This is a genomic window from Flavobacterium sp. (genome assembly GCF_027483985.1).
Taxonomy (GTDB): Bacteria; Bacteroidota; Bacteroidia; order Flavobacteriales; family Flavobacteriaceae; genus Flavobacterium.
Genome location: NZ_JAIXTJ010000020.1, coordinates 95705 through 114888 on the forward strand (window position 1 = coordinate 95705; position 19184 = coordinate 114888).

The following is a 19184-nucleotide window of genomic DNA, read 5'->3' on the forward strand; positions in this document are numbered from 1 at the left end:
TTTAGTAGATTATAAGGGTTGGCAAACATACTAAACCAAAAATTATCTATCAAATTATTTTTATAAAAATTATCGATAAATTACAATATTTACCGATAAATTACATTTTTATAATTAATACATCTTATTTTTCTTATAATTATTTTATGCTCAAAATATAAAAACAGCACCGACATACTAACAAAATTAAAATTGTGTTATGTTTATTAAAGATTTATATTTGCCTACATAACATGAAGATAATGTTCAAAGAAAAAAATATTTTTCACTTTGCTTGCCTTGTAGCAACGACTTTTTGCTTTTCACAAGTTCCTAAAAAAAGCTTAACAACAAAATTCAGTGAAGAAAAAATCACAATCGACGGAAAATTTAATGAATCCGTTTGGGAAAATACCGCAATTGCTACTGACTTCTTTATGATAGCTCCAGATAATGGCAAACCTGAATTAAAAGAAAGAAAAACAGAGGTGAAAGTTGTTTATAACAACGACGCCATTTATATCGCAGCTAAATTATACGACAACGAACCGACAAAAATTCGTAGAGAATTAACTACCAGAGATAACTTTGTTTCAGCAGATCACTTTGGGGTTTTTATTAATGGATACAACGATGGACAACAAGAATTCCGTTTTTTTGTAAGTGCAGCTGGAGTTCAGCAAGATATCTTGTATACCGATGCTAATGGCGAAGACTCTTCTTGGGATGCTATTTGGAACAGCCAAGTTGCAATTACAGATTATGGCTGGGCAGTTGAGATGAAAATTCCATATGCGGCAATTCGTTTTTCATCAGAAAGCAAACAAACTTGGGGTTTAAACTTTTACAGAGAAATCTTTAGAGACCGTTTTCAATATACTTGGAATTTAATTGATAACAAAATTTCCTCTGAAAGCAATCAAGCCGGAATTCTCGAAGGAATCGAAAACATTAAAACGCCAACTAGATTATTTTTGATTCCTTACATTTCGCAATATATAAACGCGAATGATTATACTAAAGCTAAAGGTGAATTTAAAGGTGGATTGGATATTAAATATGGTATAAACGATGCTTTCACATTAGATGCCATATTAGTACCTGATTTTGGACAAGCAGCATTTGACAAAGTAGTTTTAAATCTTGGACCGTTCGAACAACAATTCAATGAAAACCGACCTTTCTTTACCGAAGGAACCGACTTATTTAACAAAGGAAACATCTTTTATTCAAGAAGAATTGGCGGTAGACCATCGTTAAGAGGAAGCGAATTGAATGCTAAATTACAGGCCGATGAAGAAGCTGTTGAAATTCCAGGAAAAGTTAATTTATTAAATGCTTTGAAAATTTCAGGCAGAACCAAAGGTGGTTTAGGAATTGGAGTTCTAAACGCAGTTACCGAAAAAACCTATGCTGATATTACAAATACAACAACAGGAAACACAAGGAGAGAAGTCATCGAACCACTTGCTAATTTTAATATATTAGTTTTGGATCAACGTTTTAGAAAAAACTCTTCTGTAAGTTTTATCAATACAAATGTTACAAGGAATCAAGAGTTTCGTGATGCCAACGTTTCTGCTTTGGTATTTGATTTAAATACCAAAAAAAATACTTACAATTTGAATGGTGGTTTCAAATACAGTTACATTAACGAATACGGAGATAAAAAAGACAAAAAAGGATACAATACCGATCTATATTTTGGAGACACCAGCGGAAAAATCCGATATGGTATTGGAGGACAATATGTATCTGATAATTACGATCCAAATGATCTAGGCATCAATTTTCAAAATCATTATCAAGCTTATTATGGAAATGCAAGTTATAGAATCTTAAAACCTTCTAAAAAATTCAACTCTTTTAGTACAAACATAAATTACTATACAGAATTTGATAATAGAACCGGTAGAATTCAAGAACATAGTGTTAATTTAAACTACAATTCGGTAAATAAGAAAAATAATTATTTTGGATTTGGCTTCAACGGAAGACCAACTGATGTTTATGACTTTTACACGCCTCGTTCTGCAGACCAAAGAAAATATGTGACGCAACCTAAAAGATTTGGTGGAAATATTTTTATTTCAACAAACTATGCTAAAAAGTTTGCTATCGATTTTAATCCTTTTATGAATTACCTTAACGAAAAAGGCAGAAAGAATTATGGCGTATTTTTTGCACCACGCTACCGATTCTCTGATAGGTTTGCTTTGGTTTATGAATTTAGTTTTGACAGACAAAATAATGATAAAGGATTCTTAACCACAGATGGAACAAATACCATTTTTGCAAGAAGAGATGTCATATCTTATAGTAATTCAATTTCGGGCAAATATTCTTTAAATAATGTAATGAATTTTAATTTAGTGGTGAGAAAATACTGGTCTTATGTAAACAATCATCAATATTATTTATTACTTAACAACGGAGATTTACTTGATGGCGTTTCAATAACCGACAATAACAACGAAAATTTCGCTACTTGGAATTTAGACCTTTCTTATACTTGGTGGTTTGCACCAGGAAGTCAACTATCAGTTTTATACCGAAACAATTCATTTTTGAGCGATTATGGTACTGATTTTAGTCGCAGTTTAACCAAAACGGCAAACAACTTAATTAATCACGAAAAATTAGATCATATATTATCAATTAGTATCCGTTATTTTATTGATTATAACTCTACTAAAAACTGGTTTTCAAAAAAATAATTGCCAAAATAGCTAAAACGTTTTCGTTATTTTTCAATAAAAATTAGCCTTAACTTCACTTTTGAATTTTCGCAAATGCGTATATTTGTGTAAAACAAATTCAAAAATGAATAAAAAAGTAATCCTTATGATTCTTGACGGTTGGGGAAAATCTCCAGACCCAAAAGTTTCAGCAATTGATAATGCCAACGTTCCCTTCATAGATAGTTTATATACTAAATATCCAAATGCACAACTTAGAACCGACGGTTTAAACGTTGGTTTGCCCGAAGGTCAGATGGGAAACTCTGAAGTTGGTCATATGAATCTTGGCGCGGGTCGCATTGTATATCAAGATTTAGCAAGAATAAACTTAGCCGTAGAACATAAAACAGTTAATCAGGAACAACCGCTTCTAGATGCTTTCAAATATGCTCTTGAAAACGATAAGAAAGTACATTTTTTAGGATTAGTTTCTAATGGTGGAGTGCATTCGCATACTTCACATCTTTACGGATTATTGGAAGCCGCACAAGAATATGGTTTAGAAAAAGTATTTGTTCACGCCTTTACTGATGGTCGTGATGTTGATCCAAAATCGGCTTTACTTGATATTGCAAATCTTCAAGATTATGTAAAAGATTCCAAAGCAAAAATCGCAACAATCATCGGGCGATATTATGCAATGGATAGAGATAAACGCTGGGAACGAGTAAAACTAGCTTACGATTTATTGGTGCATTCTGAAGGAAAACGTTCTACAAATGCTGTGGAAAGTATCCAACAAAGTTACAACGAAAATATCACCGATGAATTTATTCAACCACTAGTTATGGTCGATGAAAACAATCAACCGCTAGCCAAAATTGAGAATGATGATGTGGTTATCTTTTTTAATTTCAGAACCGATCGTGGTCGCGAACTAACCGAAGTTTTATCACAAACTGATTTTCCTGAATTCAATATGCATAAATTGAATTTGTATTATGTGACGATGACCAATTATGATGATACTTATAAGAATGTTCACGTAATTTATGATAAGGACAATATCACAGAAACGCTTGGTGAAGTTTTAGAAAAAGCTGGTAAAAAACAAATTAGAATTGCCGAAACCGAGAAATATCCGCACGTTACCTTCTTTTTTTCTGGCGGAAGAGAAATTCCGTTTGAAGGAGAAACTAGAATTTTAAGAAATTCACCAAAGGTTGCTACCTACGATTTACAACCAGAAATGAGCGCATTTGAATTGAAAGACGCTTTAATTCCAGAACTTAAAAAAGGTGAAGTTGACTTCGTTTGTCTCAATTTTGCCAATGGTGATATGGTTGGACACACTGGCGTAATGGCGGCGGCAATAAAAGCTTGTGAAGCCGTTGATGCTTGCGTAAAAGAAGTCGTTGAAACTGCTTTAGAAAATAACTACACCACAATAATAATAGCTGATCACGGAAATTGTGAAACTATGATCAATCCTGATGGTTCACCAAACACCGCACACACCACCAATCCGGTGCCAATTATATTGGTTGACAAAGAATTAAAAACCATTCACGATGGTGTTTTGGGTGACATTGCTCCTACTATTTTAGATTTAATGGGAATTGAAAAACCCAAAGTTATGACGCAACATTCGTTACTATAACAGAAAACTATTAAAAGGTCTTTAAAGAGATTCATTAATTTGAGTCTCTTTTTTTTTTTTGAAATTTATAAATAAAAGTTAAAATTACAAAATTGATAGTATTACTATTATATTTGTATATATTTGTATCAAATAAAAATGTAAAACTTTTAAAAATTGTTAATATGAAAAATTTAATTTTGCTAGGAGCAGCATTACTAATTTCGACAGCTTCATTCGCACAAAAAAAAGAAACTAAAAGAGCTAAAAAAGTAATTGATTCTGTTGCTTGGAAAAAAGAACACTATGTTGTAGACAGAGATTCAGCTTATGTCGATCCAAGAATTGGCTTGAAGAAACTTATGGGCGGTAATAAACGATTTATTGAGGGTAAATCAATTAAGCCAAGGCAAGACATGAATACGGTCAAAAAACTCGAAACTGGTCAAGAACCTTTTGCAACAATTGTGGGCTGTAGTGATTCACGTGTGCCAAACGAAATGATTTTCGACCAAGGACTTGGTGATTTATTTATCATTAGAACAGCAGGTCAAGTTTCGGCTGCAGCATCTTATGGAAGTATGGAATTTGCAACCCTAAAATTAAAAACCAAACTAATTGTAGTACTTGGCCACACCGAATGTGGTGCTGTAGCAGCAGCTGTAGCTCGACCTGAAAATGTACCCGGACATATAGTAACCTTGATTAACGAAATCAAACCTGCAGTAGCTAAATGCGCTCATCTACCTGGCGATAAAGTAAACAATGCTGTAAGACAAAACGTAATTGATCAAGTTAATAATCTTAGAGATTTAGAACCTATATTACACAAAAAATATGTTGATGGAGAAATATTAATTGTTGGAGCTGTTTACGATATTCACACTGGTAAAGTTGAATTTCTAGAAGAAACTCTAAAGAATTTACCTCAACCAAAAAAATAATAAAAACTTAAAAGCTATGGTTATCATTTAACCATAGCTTTTATAACCTTTATACAATTATGAAGCTAAACTATTTATTATTACTTACTATAATCTTTTCAATTAACCAATCTTACTCACAAAATACTCGTAAAAACGAACGAAACGATATTGGTTGGTATAACTATTTTGGAACTTTCAAATTGAATGACAAATACAGTATTCACAGCGAATACCAATTGCGAAGAGATAATTTTATAACAGATAAACAACAAGGATTACTTCGCGTTGGTTTAAACTATCAATTGAATCAAAAAGTGCAATTACGACTTGGATATGCTTGGATTGAAACCTATCCTTATGGAGAAACACCACTAAATGGAATGGGAAAAGATTTCACAGAACATCGTGCATTTCAAATGGTAACCATCAACGACAAAATATCCAAACTAGATATTTCACATCGATTTATGTTGGAACAACGATGGGTTGGAAGATATTCTAATGCTTCGTTATCAAGTGAAGATCAATTTCCATTGCTGAATAGATTTCGATATATGGTGCGATTACAAATGCCATTAAAAGGAGATAAAATCGACAACAAAACACCCTATATTGCTGCTTATGACGAACTATTTATAGGTTTTGGCAAAAATGTAAATGAAAATATTTTTGATCAAAATAGATTTGGATTGGTTTTAGGATACCGATTCAATTCGAGTTTACGTATTGAAGCAGGCTATCTAAACCAGACATTGCAGCTTGGAAGAGAAGTTAATAACAGAAATGTATTTCAATACAATAATGGCTTAATCATCAATACCAATTTCAACTTTGATTTGACTTCAAAAAAAGAAAAGTAAAATCCCATCCAAATGAAAACAATTGATATTCAAATTATAGAAACTGCTATCGTAATTGTTACCTATATTATTTGCTATTTTACAACAAAAGTTGCTATCAATAACCTTTTGAAAAATACGCAATTAGAAAGAGGTCGTAGAAAAATTATGATAAAAGCACTGAACCTAATTTTCTTGATCACATCATTTATATTAATTGGCGCCATTTGGGGTTTAAAGCAAAACGAAATTGCACTATTTGCAAGTACCATATTAACTGCCTTCGGAATAGCATTTTTTGCTCAATGGTCTTTATTATCAAATATTACATCAAGCATTATTTTATTTTTCAATCATCCTTTAAAAATTGGCGATAAAATTGAAATATTAGATAAAGACTATTCGTTTGAAGGAGAAATTACTGACTTAACCTATTTCTTCCTCCATTTAAAATTAGAAAACGGCAAGATTATTACCATTCCTAACTCGTTACTTCTACAAAAATCAGTTGCCATTTCAGAATCAAAAAGTCAATAGGTTAAAAAAAAACTAAAATAATAGTGAAATTGAATTTATTAATAGTAATACTATTATCTTTGCAATTGAAATTATTGTCTCATCATTAAATTAATAGTAGTATGAAAAAAATTTATTATATATCCGCGCTATTTATAGCAGTATTTAATCTATCATTTGCACAAAATAATGAGACCGAAAAAGATTTTACTTCACTTACTGAAGCTTTAAAAAATCCTGAAAAAGTCTTTAGAATGAAAGTTACTACTCAAGAAATTAACTTATCTGATGAACAATGGTCACGATTCGTAAATCTTGAATATCTGAACTTGAATGGTGACCATTTGAAAGAAATTCCGGTTGCTATTACAAAAATCAAATCATTAAAAACGCTTGACTTAAGCGGCAACGACTTTAAAAATTTGCCCGAAGAGTTTTCTAATTTAACCAATTTAGAAGAGATCTATTTGAACAATGAAAAAAACATGAATCTCCCAAAAACACTTTCTGTTTTATCAAAACTTCCCAAATTAAAATCGTTACATCTTGAAAACGATAATTTATCTGCTTTGCCAAATGAGTTATTACTATTTAAAAATTTAGAATCACTGTATTTGAACAACAACAGATTTAAAGATGTTCCAAAATTGGAAGCCTTAGATCATTTAAAATACCTTGATTTAAAAGACAACAAAATCAAACCCGAATTACAAGATATGAAAAATCTAAATTTCGGATTCAAAATTAATTTTTAAGAACTATGATGGATGCCTTAATACCTTTAATTTCATTAATTGCTCTAGAAGTAATTCTAGGAATAGACAACATTATTTTTATTTCAATTTTAGCTGACAAACTTCCTGAAAGTCAACGAAACAAACTTCGTTATTGGGGAATTGGTTTGGCAATGATAATGCGATTAGCCTTGCTTGCCTTTATTTCTTGGATATTAAAATTAGATAAAACATTGTTTTCATTGTTTGAAATTGACTTCACCGGAAAAGGTTTAATTCTAATTGTCGGAGGATTATTTTTAATCTACAAAAGCACCAAAGAAATTTATCACAAAACAGAAATCGCCAATTCTCACGAAGGTGAACTTCCCAAAAAAGGAACTTTTTCTAAACTTTTAGGCGAAGTAATTTTGTTGGATTTAGTATTTTCTATTGATTCAATTATCACTGCTGTTGGTATGGTTGATGAACTTTGGGTGATGTATACAGCAGTAATTGTCACAGTGGTAATAATGTTATTCGCCTCAAGACCTATCAGCACATTTATTTCTAAACATCCATCGTTTAAAATTTTAGCACTTTGCTTTTTAATGATGATTGGTGTGTCCTTAATTGCTGAAGGATTTCATTATGAAATACCAAAAGGATATATCTATTTCTCGATGGCATTTGCCTTTTTAGTCGATGTAATTCAAATGAAAACTGTTCCCTCAAATAATACTAAATAAAAATGCACAATATACTTTCTAATATCATCATTGCTGTTAATGATAAATTATACGTTAAAAATCCTGAAACGTCGGAATTAGGTAAAAAAATCATAGAACAAAGTATTCTTTTAATAGATGAAATTGGCTTTGAAAATTTTACTTTCAAAAAATTAGGCGAAAAAATCAGCTCTAACGAAAGCTCGATTTATCGTTATTTCGAAAGCAAACATAAATTGTTGTTGTATTTATCTTCTTGGTATTGGGGTTGGATAGAATACAAATTAGCCTTCGCAACAACCAATGTTTCCAATCCGATGGAACGATTGATAAAAGGAATTACCATTGTTACAGAAAAAGTAGAAGATGATTCAACAACATTACACATTAATGAATCAGTTTTAAACCGAATTATTATTCAAGAGTTTACTAAAACGTTACTTACAAAAGAAGTAGATGAAGAAAATAAAATTGGTTTTTTTCTAGTTTACAAAAGAGTAATCAACAGAATTATCGAAATGATTACTGAAGTAAATCCAGAATATCCTTATGCCAAAAGTTTAGCATCGTCTATTGTGGAAGGAGCATTGCACCAACACTTTTTAAAAGACCATTTAAAAACAATTACTAATTGTAATGAAACCGTTTCACCAACCGATTTTTACATTAATTTAATAAAAAATACATTAAGATAGTTATGAATCAAACACCTTTAAAACGATTTTTCAACTTACTTAAGCTAGACAAAAGAGATATTTCTCAAATTGTGTTTTATGCTATTTTTGCAGGATTAGTAAGTTTATCATTGCCCTTAGGAATACAAGCCATTATCAACTTAATTCAAGCTGGACAAGTAAGTGTTTCTTGGATTGTACTTGTTGTTATCGTAGTGATTGGCGTAGCTCTTGTTGGAATTTTATCCTTAATGCAATTAAGAATTACCGAGAATTTACAACAAAAAATATTTGTGCGTTCTTCTTTTGAATTCAGTTATCGTTTGCCAAAAATTAAATTTGAAGAACTCTACAATCAATATCCACCTGAACTGGCTAATCGCTTTTTTGACACAATTTCCATCCAAAAAGGAACCTCTAAATTGCTGATAGATTTCTCAACGGCACTTTTACAAATTTTGTTTGGTATCCTTTTATTATCATTATACCATCCGTTTTTTATATTTTTTGGAATTTTATTGATTGCGCTGCTCTACTCTATTTTTAAATTTTCATACAGATCAGGTTTAGAATCTAGTTTAAAAGAATCTAAATACAAATATAAAGTTGCCAGTTGGTTGCAAGAAATTGCCCGAAATAATTTCAGTTTTAGAAAACAAGATAACTTTGATTTTGCGCTAAACAAAAACAACCATCTGGTTGAAGAATATATTGGCTACAGAGAAAAACACTTTAAAATTATCAAAAGACAATTCACTCAACTAATCGTTTTCAAGGTAATTATTACTGCGGGATTACTATTAATTGGTGGTTATTTAGTCTTGAATCAAAAAATGAATATCGGACAATTCGTTGCTGCCGAAATCATCATTTTATTAGTTATCAATTCCGTTGAAAAGATAATTATTGGGTTAGAAAGTTTGTACGACGTTTTAACATCTGTTGAAAAAATCGGACAAATTGTAGACTTGAACATCGAAGAACCACAATCTAAAAATCAAGATTATTGTTTTACCAACATCTCTTTAGAAACGGAAAACCTTAGATTTAAATTTCCTGATTCTACTGATGATGTTTTAGATAAAATAAATCTGAAAATTGAACCATCAGAAAAAATTTATCTTGAAGGTGAAAACGGTTCAGGAAAAACAACACTTACTAGAGTTTTATCAGGTGCAATGCAGCCCACATCAGGTTCATTTTTTATCAACGATGATACTTATCGCAAAATTGACTTAGCCCAATATCGCTCTCAAATCGGAACCATCACTCAAGGTGAAACACCATTTGAAGGAACAATATTAGAAAATATTACTTTCAACAATCCGCTGGTTTCTCACGAGAATGTAAAATGGGCCATCGAAAGCGTAAAATTAGGCTCGTTCATAAAAACATTACCTGACGGATTAGACACCAAAATTTTCCCTGAAGGACGACAACTATCATCTTCAAATGCGCAAAAAATTCTTTTGGCTAGAAGTATTGTTGGCAAACCTAAAATTTTGTTTTATGAAGAACCTTTAGACAAAATGGATAGAGAAGCAACCTTAGAGATTATCGATTTCATTACCGATCCTAAACACAAATGGACCGTAATTGTTTCTTCAAAAAATGATTATTGGAAACAAAAATGCAACCGAAACATCAAAATGGAAAATGGAAAAATAATTGCAGATTCTAAACTTTAATTGTTATGCTAAATATATCTAAAAAAAATCCGATTACCGAAAATATTGAGCACTACAGCACCGTTAAAAATTTGGCGAACCGACCGCATTATAAAATATTAAACAAAATAATACTGTATGTTTCTCTAATTGGTTTAATCATATTATTTCTGCCTTGGACACAAAACATATCTGGTTCAGGTGCGGTTACTACACTAAAACCTAATCAAAGACCACAAACTATTCAAACAGCCATTGCCGGAAGAATAGAAAAATGGTATGTTCAAGAAGGTGATTACGTAAAAAAAGGCGACACAATTCTTTTCATTTCTGAAATTAAAGAAGATTATTTTGACCCTAATTTAGTTCAAAACACTAAAAGTCAGGTTGATGCTAAAAAAATGTCGGGACAATCTTATGGCGGAAAAGTCACCTCACTTTCTGCACAAATCAAAGCTATCGAAAACGAGCGCGTCTTAAAATTACAACAAGCGCAAAATAAAATTCGTCAAGGAGTATTAAAGGTGAAAAGTGATAGTATGGATTTGGAAGCGGTGAAAACGCAAATAAAAATTGCTACTACACAATTCAATCGTTCGGTAACTTTAAACAAAGAAGGATTAAAACCATTAACCGATGTCGAAGAAAAAAGATTGAAATTGCAAGAAGTTGAAGCCAAAATCATCACACAAGAAAACAAACTTCTAGCTAGCAAAAACGAATTAATAAATGCCAAAGTTGAAATAAATAGAATCAGTGCAGAATATGCCGAAAAATCATCTAAAGCACAAAGTGATCAGTTTACAGCGTTAAGCAGCCAATATGATACCGAAGCTCAAGTTAATAAATTACAAAATCAATATGTAAATTATCAAATTCGTAACGGACTATATTACATAAAAGCGCCACAAGATGGTTATGTCAATCGCGCTATTCAGTCAGGAATTGGTGAAACCGTAAAAGAAGGAACTCAAATTGTGAGCATAATGCCATCAAAATATGATATTGCAGTGGAAACCTATGTTTCTCCAACCGATTTACCATTAATTCACAAAGGTGAAAAAGTCAGAATTTGGTTTGATGGTTGGCCAACAGTAGTATTCTCAGGATGGCCAAATATGAGTTACGGAACCTTTGGCGGAAAAATTGTTGCAGTAGAAAACTTCATTTCACCAAACGGCAAATTTAGAGTTTTAATTGCTCCCGACGAAACCGATGATGCTTGGCCAAAACAAATTAGTATTGGTTCGGGTGCACAAACACTGGCTTTGCTAGACAATGTGCCAATTTGGTTTGAACTATGGCGAACTTTAAATGGTTTTCCTCCAAATTATTACCAACCTAAAGGTGAAACATCAAAAGAGAAAAAGTAATGAAAAAAATTCAAGTTTTTATAGTATTATTTTTCAGTAGCTTTTTGTTTGGACAAAATCAAAACCTGCAAGAACTTAGTTACAACGAGTTTCTGGGTTACGTAAAAAAATACCATCCAATGGTGAAAAGCGCCAATCTTGAGGTCAATAGTGCGCAAGCCAATTTAATGATGGCACGCGGCGGATTTGATCCAAAAATTGAAGTAGATTTTGATAAGAAGCAATTTAAAGAAAAAGAATATTATTCTATTTTAAACAGTAGTTTCAAAATTCCGACTTGGTATGGTATTGAAGTTAAAGCAGGTTTTGACAATAGCGAAGGTGTATTTTTAAATCCGCAAAACTCTTTACCAAATCAAGGATTGACTTCACTTGGAATTAATATTCCGCTTGGTCAAGGATTGTTTATCAACCAGCGAATGGCCGATGTTAGAAAAGCAAAAATTCAAATTCAATTGAGTCAAGCTGAGCGAAAATTACAAGCTATTGAAGTTTTATACAACGCATCGGTTGCGTACTTTAATTGGAAACGAAACTACAGCGAAGTACAATTGTATTCTGAATATTTAAAAAATGCAGCCATCCGTTTTGAAGGCGTTGCTAGTTTAATAAAAAACGGAGACAAACCTGCAATAGATAGTGTTGAAGCTGGAATAATTGTTAGAAATAGAAAATTAAGTCTAGAAGATTCTCAACTAAAATTAGCCAAAGCTAAATTAGAATTATCCAATTTTTTATGGTTAGAAAACAATGTACCACTGGAATTACAAGATACTATCATTCCGGAAAGCAAAGTTGAAAACACCATTAGAGAAACGTTAAAAACTAATGAGTTATTAACCGAAACAATTTCGATAGAAGACCATCCAAAAATTAATTCTTTAGAAAGTAAAATTGCCATTTTAGAAGTCGAACGCAAGTTAAAAGCCAACGCACTTCTTCCAAAAATCGATCTAGGTTATCATTATCTATCGGAACCTAATTATTGGAATGATACTAATTTTAATAATTACAAAGTGGGTGTGAATTTTAGTTTTCCACTATTTCTTCGAAAAGAGCGCGGCGGATTGCAACTGGCTAAATTCAAAATTCAAGACACAAGGTATTCGTTAGATTTGGAACGTGTGCAACTTAAAAACAAAATCAACGCACAACAAACCGAAATCAACTCGTTAGAAAAGCAACGCAAATTGATAAACGAATTAGTTAGAGATTATAATACGATGCTAGGTTCAGAAGAACGATTGTTTTCGTTTGGAGAAAGTTCAATTTTCTTAATCAACTCGAGAGAAAACAACTTGGTTAGTTCACAATTATCTGAATTGAGTTTGGAGAATCGCTATTTAATTTCGAATGCTGAATTGTTTAAAATTATGGCCAATCCGGATTGATAATTTTACAAAAGACAAGTACTAAGTAGCCCTGATAGCAATGAAAATAAAGAATGTCTCGAGTTTTTCGGGACATTCTTTATTGTAATGGATAGCAGGAAAATGGAATCCAAGAATTCCCGAGCCATTCGCTCCTAATTTATATTGTGAATACCATTATTTTTTATTGTAAGAATAATGTATTTTTGCAGTCACAAAATTTGAAAAATGATTATTCCAAAAACGAGAGAAGAAATTGAGTTGATGCGCCAAAGTGCGTTATTAGTTTCTAAAACACTAGGTGAAATTGCAAAAGTGATCAAACCAGGTGTAACTACTTTAGAATTAGATAAATTAGCTGAAGAATTTATTAGAGACAATGGCGGAGTTCCTGGCTTTTTGGGAATGTATGGTTTTCCAAATTCGTTGTGTATGAGTCCAAATGCGCAAGTGGTTCACGGAATTCCAAATTCTACTCCTTTGCAAGAAGGCGATGTTATATCGGTGGATTGTGGGGTTTTAATGAATGAATTTTATGGCGATCACGCTTATAGTTTTGAAATTGGTGAAGTAGCTCCAGAGGTGAAAAAATTACTTCAAGTTACTAAAGAAAGTTTGTACATCGGTATTCGTGAGTTTAAAGCAGGAAATCGTGTGGAAGACGTTGGAAATGCCATTCAAAAATATACTGAAAGTCACGGCTATGGTGTAGTTCGTGAATTGGTTGGTCACGGTTTAGGAAGAAAAATGCACGAAGAACCAGAAATGCCAAATTATGGTAAAAAAGGTCGCGGTAAATTATTTGTTGAAGGTATGGTTGTTGCTATTGAACCTATGATTAATATGGGAACAAAAAACATCAAACAACTAAAAGATGGTTGGACGATTTTAACCGCCGACGGAAAACCAAGTGCTCACTTTGAACACGACGTTGCTTTAATAAACGGAAAACCAGAAATTTTATCGACTTTCAAATACATTTATGATGCTTTAGGAATTGTGAGTGATGAAGAAGTTGAGTTTAGAAATCATTATACGTTGTAATTTTTACACGAATTGCACGAATTTTCACGAATTCATATTTTGTTAGATTTCACAAATTATACAGTACGCCAAAATTGAATTAATTATTATATGCCATGAATGAAATTTATTTAAAAGAAGAGGTTTTTAAAATTGTTGGTTTATGTATGGAAGTACATAAAATATTATGAAAAGGCCATAGCGAAGTTGTTTACAAAGATGCATTAGAATATGGATTTAGACTAAACAACATTCCGTTTGAAAGAGAAAAAGAATACAGAATTCAATATAAAGATATTATTCTACCGAGAAAATATAATGCAGATTTTGTAGTTTATGAAGAGATAATATTTGAAGTAAAAGCAATTTCACAATTAACAATAAGCGATACAAAGCAAACACTAAATTATCTAGCTTCTTCCAAAAATAAATTGGGATTACTAGTCAATTTTGGAGAAGACAGTTTGAAATATAAACGAATTATTTTATAATTAAGATTTTACACGAATTTCACGAATTTTCACGAATTAGCAAGTTATAAACATTGCTAATTTAGAAATAAAACGAAGTTTTAAAATTCGTGAAATTTTATGTCAAATTCAATTCGTGCAAATTCGTGTAATTCGTGTAAAAAATAAAATTCAGTTTGAAAAAATAATAAATGAAAAAACTATTCAAGTTCATCTTAAATACAATCCCAAGACCAATTCTAATAAGATTGAGTATTGTGGTGCGACCAATTTTGGCTTTTCTTTTAAAAGGAAATCGATTTACTGACCCTATTGATGGAAAAAGCTTTAGAATGTTTTTGCCTTATGGATATGGAAACCAAAGAAATAACGTTCTTTCTCCAAGTACATTATCGTTAGAAAGACATCGTTTGCTTTGGCTTTATTTACAAAATGAAACTGATTTTTTTCAATCTGAAATTGATTCAGATTCTTCTAGTAAACAAACTAAAAGTTTTAGATTACGAGATACTGAAATAAATTCAGTATTAAAGGTTTTACATTTTGCTCCTGAACAAGAATTTTACAAACGTTTCAAAAAGCAAACCAATATTGACTACACAACGACCGATTTACTTTCACCATTGGCTGATGTTAAAGCGGATATTTGCAATTTACCGTTTGAAGACAACCACTACGACCTTATTTTTTGCAACCACGTTTTAGAACACATTCCTGATGACACTAAAGCGATGCAAGAACTGTACAGAGTTTTAAAACCTGGCGGACTGGGTATCTTTCAAATTCCACAAGATTTATCAAGAGCAACAACTTTTTCAGACGATACTATTGTTGACCAAAAAGAAAGAGCGAAAATCTTCGGGCAATACGACCACGTTCGTGTTTACGGAAGAGATTATTTTGACAAATTAAGAAGCATTGGTTTTAAAGTTGTTGAAGAAGATTATACTTCTAAACTATCACCAGCATTAGTCGAAAAATATTGTTTGGCTAAAGGCGAAATAATCCCGATTTGCTTTAAATAATTTTATTAGCACAATTGTAGATAATAATATTTAGTATCTTTACGTTTGATAATAAAATCATTATGTTGAAAAAATATTTATCTCTAGCAATTCTTTTCTTTAGTCTTTCGATAAGCTTTTCGCAAGAAAAAGAAGTAAATCCACCCTATCATATTAAAACAATAACCTTTGTTCAAAACGGACAAAATACCATTCCGTTGTTTCAATTGGGTGACAGCTTTCAATTTCAATTTGATGATTTGCACGGCACAGAAGACAATTATTACTACAAAATAACACATTGTGATTATGATTGGAAACAATCGCAATTATCAATAAACGAATACCTTAACGGATTTGACAACCAACGCATTCAAGACTATACCAATTCGGTAAACGCACTACAAATTTATTCCCACTACCGAATTTCGTTTCCAAGTAAATTGACACAATTAAAAGTAAGTGGCAACTATATTATTAGTATTGTTAACGAAGACCAAGAAGTCGTTTTTTCTAGAAAGTTTATTGTGTACGAACAATTGGTTTCTGTACCAATGCAAGTAAAAAGAGCTCGCACGGTTAAAAATGTCGAATATAAACACAATTTAGATTTCGCCATAAAATCAAACTCCATTACCTTTCAAAGTCCATTACAGAATGTAAAAGTGCTCTTGATGCAAAATGGAAAATTTAATAATGCAATCACTGGTGTAAAACCAATGTACACTGTTGGAAATGATTTGATTTATAAATACGATACCGAAACCCAATTTTGGGCGGGAAATGAATATTTATTTTTTGAAAATAAAAACATTCGAGCGGCTAACAATAGCATTGCAAAAATTGATACTGAAGGCGGATTATACAACTGCTATTTATACACCAACAATTCAAGAGCCAATACTCCTTATACTTATTGGCCAGATATAAATGGTAATTTTGCCATAAAAAATATTAGCGCTGAAAATGACGAAATCGAAGCCGATTATGCTTGGATTTACTTTTCTTTGTCTGCGCCATCATTTTATCAAAACAAGGATATTTATATCACAGGAATGTTCAACAACAATGTCCTTTCAGATGAAAATAAAATGGATTATAACGCCAAAAAAGGAATCTACGAAAAAGCATTAATGATTAAACAAGGTTTTACTAACTTCAATTACACCGTAGCTGATAAAAGTAAAAAAATTGATGATGAAAGTGCAATTGATGGTAATTTTTATCAAACCGAAAATAATTATTTTGCTATAGTTTACTATCGCGAAAACAATCAAAGGTACGATCGAGTTATCGGAAAAGGAATTGCAACTTCAACAGATATAATCAATTAAAAAATCTTTAACATAAACATCACATTAATTTTTTTATTAATTTTGTAACTTTACAAAAAATAATTACTATGGTTTCTCAAATCACAAGAGGCATAAAAATATCTGTAATCACTAGTTTTGAAGGTACTTACTACAAGAACTACAAGATTCATTTTGCTTTTTCTTATGAGATAACTATAGAAAATCACAGCAAAGATTCTGTTCAATTAACGTCACGCCACTGGGAAATATTTGATTCATTAAACGATGTAGAAATTGTTGATGGCGAAGGAGTTATAGGCAAGAAACCTGTTTTAAAACCTGGAGAATCTCACACTTACAGTTCTGGATGTTTATTATCATCACCACACGGCGCAATGCGTGGGTTTTTTAACATGATTAACTTTACCTCAACCAAGACCTTTAAAGTAATCGTACCTACATTTCGTTTGAGCGCACCTTACGCCTTGAATTAATATCATTTTATTTCCTAAAATCTATCCGAAATTTCTTTGTTGAAGTTTCGTAACATTTGTTGACAAAAATTTAAATTTTCCTTTGTACTTTTGTTACAAATTAAATAATTCGCATCATTTGAATTATCTAAGTATCAAATTGTCTAATTTTCAAATTATAAGATATGCCTAAAGGATTCTTTCACGTACCAAAAGCGGTTAATGAACCTGTAAAATCATACGCTCCAAATTCTCCAGAAAAAGCTGCTGTTTTAGCCGCTTACAAGAAAATGTGGAACGAAACAATCGATGTTCCAATGTACATCGGTTCAGAGCAAGTAAAAACTGGAAACACCCGCACAATGTCGGCGCCACACGATCATAAACACGTTGTTGGTACTTATCATTTAGCTGAAAAATCACATGTTGAAAATGCGATTGCATCAGCTTTAGAAGCTAGAAAAAAATGGTCACAAATGCCTTGGGAACATCGTGCTGCCATCTTTTTAAAAGCAGCTGAATTAATTGCTGGTCCATACCGCGCAAGAATAAATGCTGCTACAATGATTGCTCAGTCTAAAACTATTTTTCAGGCTGAAATCGATGCTTCGTGCGAATTAATTGACTTTTTACGTTACAACGTAGAATTCATGACCCAAATTTATAACGATCAACCTAAATCAGTTTCTGATATTTGGAATAAAGTTGAATACAGACCATTAGAAGGTTTTGTATACGCTATTACACCTTTCAACTTTACTGCCATTGCTGCAAATCTTCCTGCAAGTGCCGCTTTAATGGGAAATACGGTAGTTTGGAAACCAAGTGATAGTCAAGTTTTTTCTGCTAAAATTATTATTGATGTTTTTAGAGAAGCAGGTGTTCCTGATGGCGTTATCAATGTGGTTTTTGGTGATCCAGTTATGATTACTGATACGGTTCTTGCTTCGCCAGATTTTGCTGGAGTGCACTACACAGGTTCTACTTTTATTTTCAAAGAAATTTGGAAAAAAATCGGAAATCAAATTCACACTTACAAAACTTATCCAAGAATAGTTGGAGAAACAGGAGGAAAAGATTTTATTGTTGCACATCCGTCAGCTAATGTAAAACAAGTTGTCACCGGAATTACTCGTGGCGCTTTTGAATTTCAAGGTCAAAAATGTTCGGCAGCATCAAGAGCTTACATTCCTCAAAGTCTTTGGGCAGCTGTAAAAGAACAATTGATTATTGATGTAAATTCGATGAAAATGGGAAGTCCAGAAGATTTTTCAAATTTCATTACTGCTGTTATTCACGAAGGTTCATTTGATAAATTAGCAAGTTATATCGACCAAGCTAAAAAAGATGCTGATGCAGAAATTATCCTTGGCGGAAATTATGATAAATCTAAAGGATATTTCATTGAACCAACGGTTATCGTTACCACAAATCCAAAATATGCTACTATGGAAACCGAACTTTTCGGACCAGTGATTACGATTTATGTATATGAAGATGCTAAGTGGCACGAAACTTTAAAATTAGTAGACGAAACTTCAGAATATGCTTTAACAGGAGCTATTTTCAGTCAAGATAGATATGCAATTGTAGAAGCGACCAAAGCTTTGGAAAACGCTGCCGGAAATTTCTACATCAACGACAAACCAACTGGAGCAGTTGTTGGAATGCAGCCTTTTGGTGGTGCAAGAGCATCTGGAACGAATGATAAAGCAGGTTCGATGCAAAACTTATTGCGTTGGGTTTCGCCAAGAACTATAAAAGAAACTTTTGTAACTCCAGAAGATTACAGATATCCGTTTTTGGGAGAATAA

The 19184-nt window shown here is 32.0% G+C and carries 16 protein-coding genes and 1 pseudogene; all 17 read left to right on the forward strand.

Going from position 1 to position 19184, the window contains the following annotated elements:
- Positions 1–242 precede the first annotated feature (242 nt).
- The 17 genes and pseudogenes from Q0050_RS04340 to pruA all read left to right on the forward strand — a co-directional run bounded on the left by Q0050_RS04340 (position 243) and on the right by pruA (position 19184).
- Entirely contained in the window at positions 243–2696 is a 2454-nt protein-coding gene (locus Q0050_RS04340) for a DUF5916 domain-containing protein (protein WP_298392784.1), read from the forward strand.
- 106 nt (positions 2697–2802) lie between these two features.
- On the forward strand, positions 2803–4320 hold the full coding sequence (gpmI, locus tag Q0050_RS04345; protein ID WP_298392785.1) for a 2,3-bisphosphoglycerate-independent phosphoglycerate mutase: 1518 nt from the start codon (positions 2803–2805) through the stop codon (positions 4318–4320).
- Positions 4321–4484: 164 nt separating this feature from the next.
- Entirely contained in the window at positions 4485–5243 is a 759-nt protein-coding gene (locus Q0050_RS04350; protein WP_298392786.1) for a carbonic anhydrase, read from the forward strand.
- 59 nt (positions 5244–5302) lie between these two features.
- Positions 5303–6085 (forward strand): DUF2490 domain-containing protein, encoded by a 783-nt coding sequence (locus Q0050_RS04355; RefSeq protein WP_298392787.1) that lies wholly within the window; start codon positions 5303–5305, stop codon positions 6083–6085.
- A 12-nt stretch (positions 6086–6097) separates the two neighbouring features.
- Positions 6098–6601 carry a mechanosensitive ion channel domain-containing protein gene (locus tag Q0050_RS04360; protein WP_298392788.1) on the forward strand — a complete coding sequence of 168 codons (504 nt, stop codon included), beginning with the start codon at positions 6098–6100 and terminating at the stop codon, positions 6599–6601.
- Positions 6602–6702: 101 nt separating this feature from the next.
- The gene (locus Q0050_RS04365; RefSeq protein ID WP_298392789.1) at positions 6703–7335 is read left to right on the forward strand and encodes a leucine-rich repeat domain-containing protein; all 633 of its coding nucleotides are present in this window, start codon (positions 6703–6705) and stop codon (positions 7333–7335) included.
- A 5-nt stretch (positions 7336–7340) separates the two neighbouring features.
- Positions 7341–8042: a TerC family protein gene (locus Q0050_RS04370; protein ID WP_298392790.1), complete on the forward strand. Its 702-nt coding sequence runs from the start codon at positions 7341–7343 to the stop codon at positions 8040–8042.
- A 2-nt stretch (positions 8043–8044) separates the two neighbouring features.
- Positions 8045–8716, forward strand: coding sequence for a TetR/AcrR family transcriptional regulator (locus Q0050_RS04375; RefSeq protein ID WP_298392791.1), 672 nt, complete (start codon positions 8045–8047; stop codon positions 8714–8716).
- Between the two features lie 2 nt (positions 8717–8718).
- On the forward strand, positions 8719–10383 hold the full coding sequence (locus tag Q0050_RS04380) for a peptidase domain-containing ABC transporter (RefSeq protein WP_298392792.1): 1665 nt from the start codon (positions 8719–8721) through the stop codon (positions 10381–10383).
- A gap of 5 nt (positions 10384–10388) precedes the next feature.
- A complete protein-coding gene (locus tag Q0050_RS04385; protein ID WP_298392793.1) occupies positions 10389–11735 on the forward strand; it encodes an HlyD family efflux transporter periplasmic adaptor subunit in 1347 nt (448 codons plus the stop codon).
- Complete coding sequence (locus tag Q0050_RS04390; RefSeq protein WP_298392794.1) at positions 11735–13126, forward strand: TolC family protein; 1392 nt, start codon at positions 11735–11737, stop codon at positions 13124–13126. Before Q0050_RS04385 ends, Q0050_RS04390 begins: the two co-directional genes overlap by 1 nt.
- Positions 13127–13333: 207 nt before the next feature.
- The gene (gene map, locus Q0050_RS04395) at positions 13334–14149 is read left to right on the forward strand and encodes a type I methionyl aminopeptidase (RefSeq protein WP_298392795.1); all 816 of its coding nucleotides are present in this window, start codon (positions 13334–13336) and stop codon (positions 14147–14149) included.
- Positions 14150–14334: 185 nt separating this feature from the next.
- A pseudogene (locus tag Q0050_RS04400) lies at positions 14335–14619 on the forward strand (GxxExxY protein); the annotation flags it as partial.
- Positions 14620–14789: 170 nt separating this feature from the next.
- Positions 14790–15623, forward strand: a complete 834-nt coding sequence (locus tag Q0050_RS04405) for a class I SAM-dependent methyltransferase (protein WP_298392796.1) — start codon at positions 14790–14792, stop codon at positions 15621–15623.
- A 62-nt stretch (positions 15624–15685) separates the two neighbouring features.
- Complete coding sequence (locus tag Q0050_RS04410; protein ID WP_298392797.1) at positions 15686–16936, forward strand: DUF5103 domain-containing protein; 1251 nt, start codon at positions 15686–15688, stop codon at positions 16934–16936.
- Between the two features lie 68 nt (positions 16937–17004).
- On the forward strand, positions 17005–17391 hold the full coding sequence (gene apaG, locus Q0050_RS04415; RefSeq protein WP_298392798.1) for a Co2+/Mg2+ efflux protein ApaG: 387 nt from the start codon (positions 17005–17007) through the stop codon (positions 17389–17391).
- 164 nt (positions 17392–17555) lie between these two features.
- Positions 17556–19184, forward strand: a complete 1629-nt coding sequence (pruA, locus tag Q0050_RS04420) for an L-glutamate gamma-semialdehyde dehydrogenase (protein ID WP_298392799.1) — start codon at positions 17556–17558, stop codon at positions 19182–19184.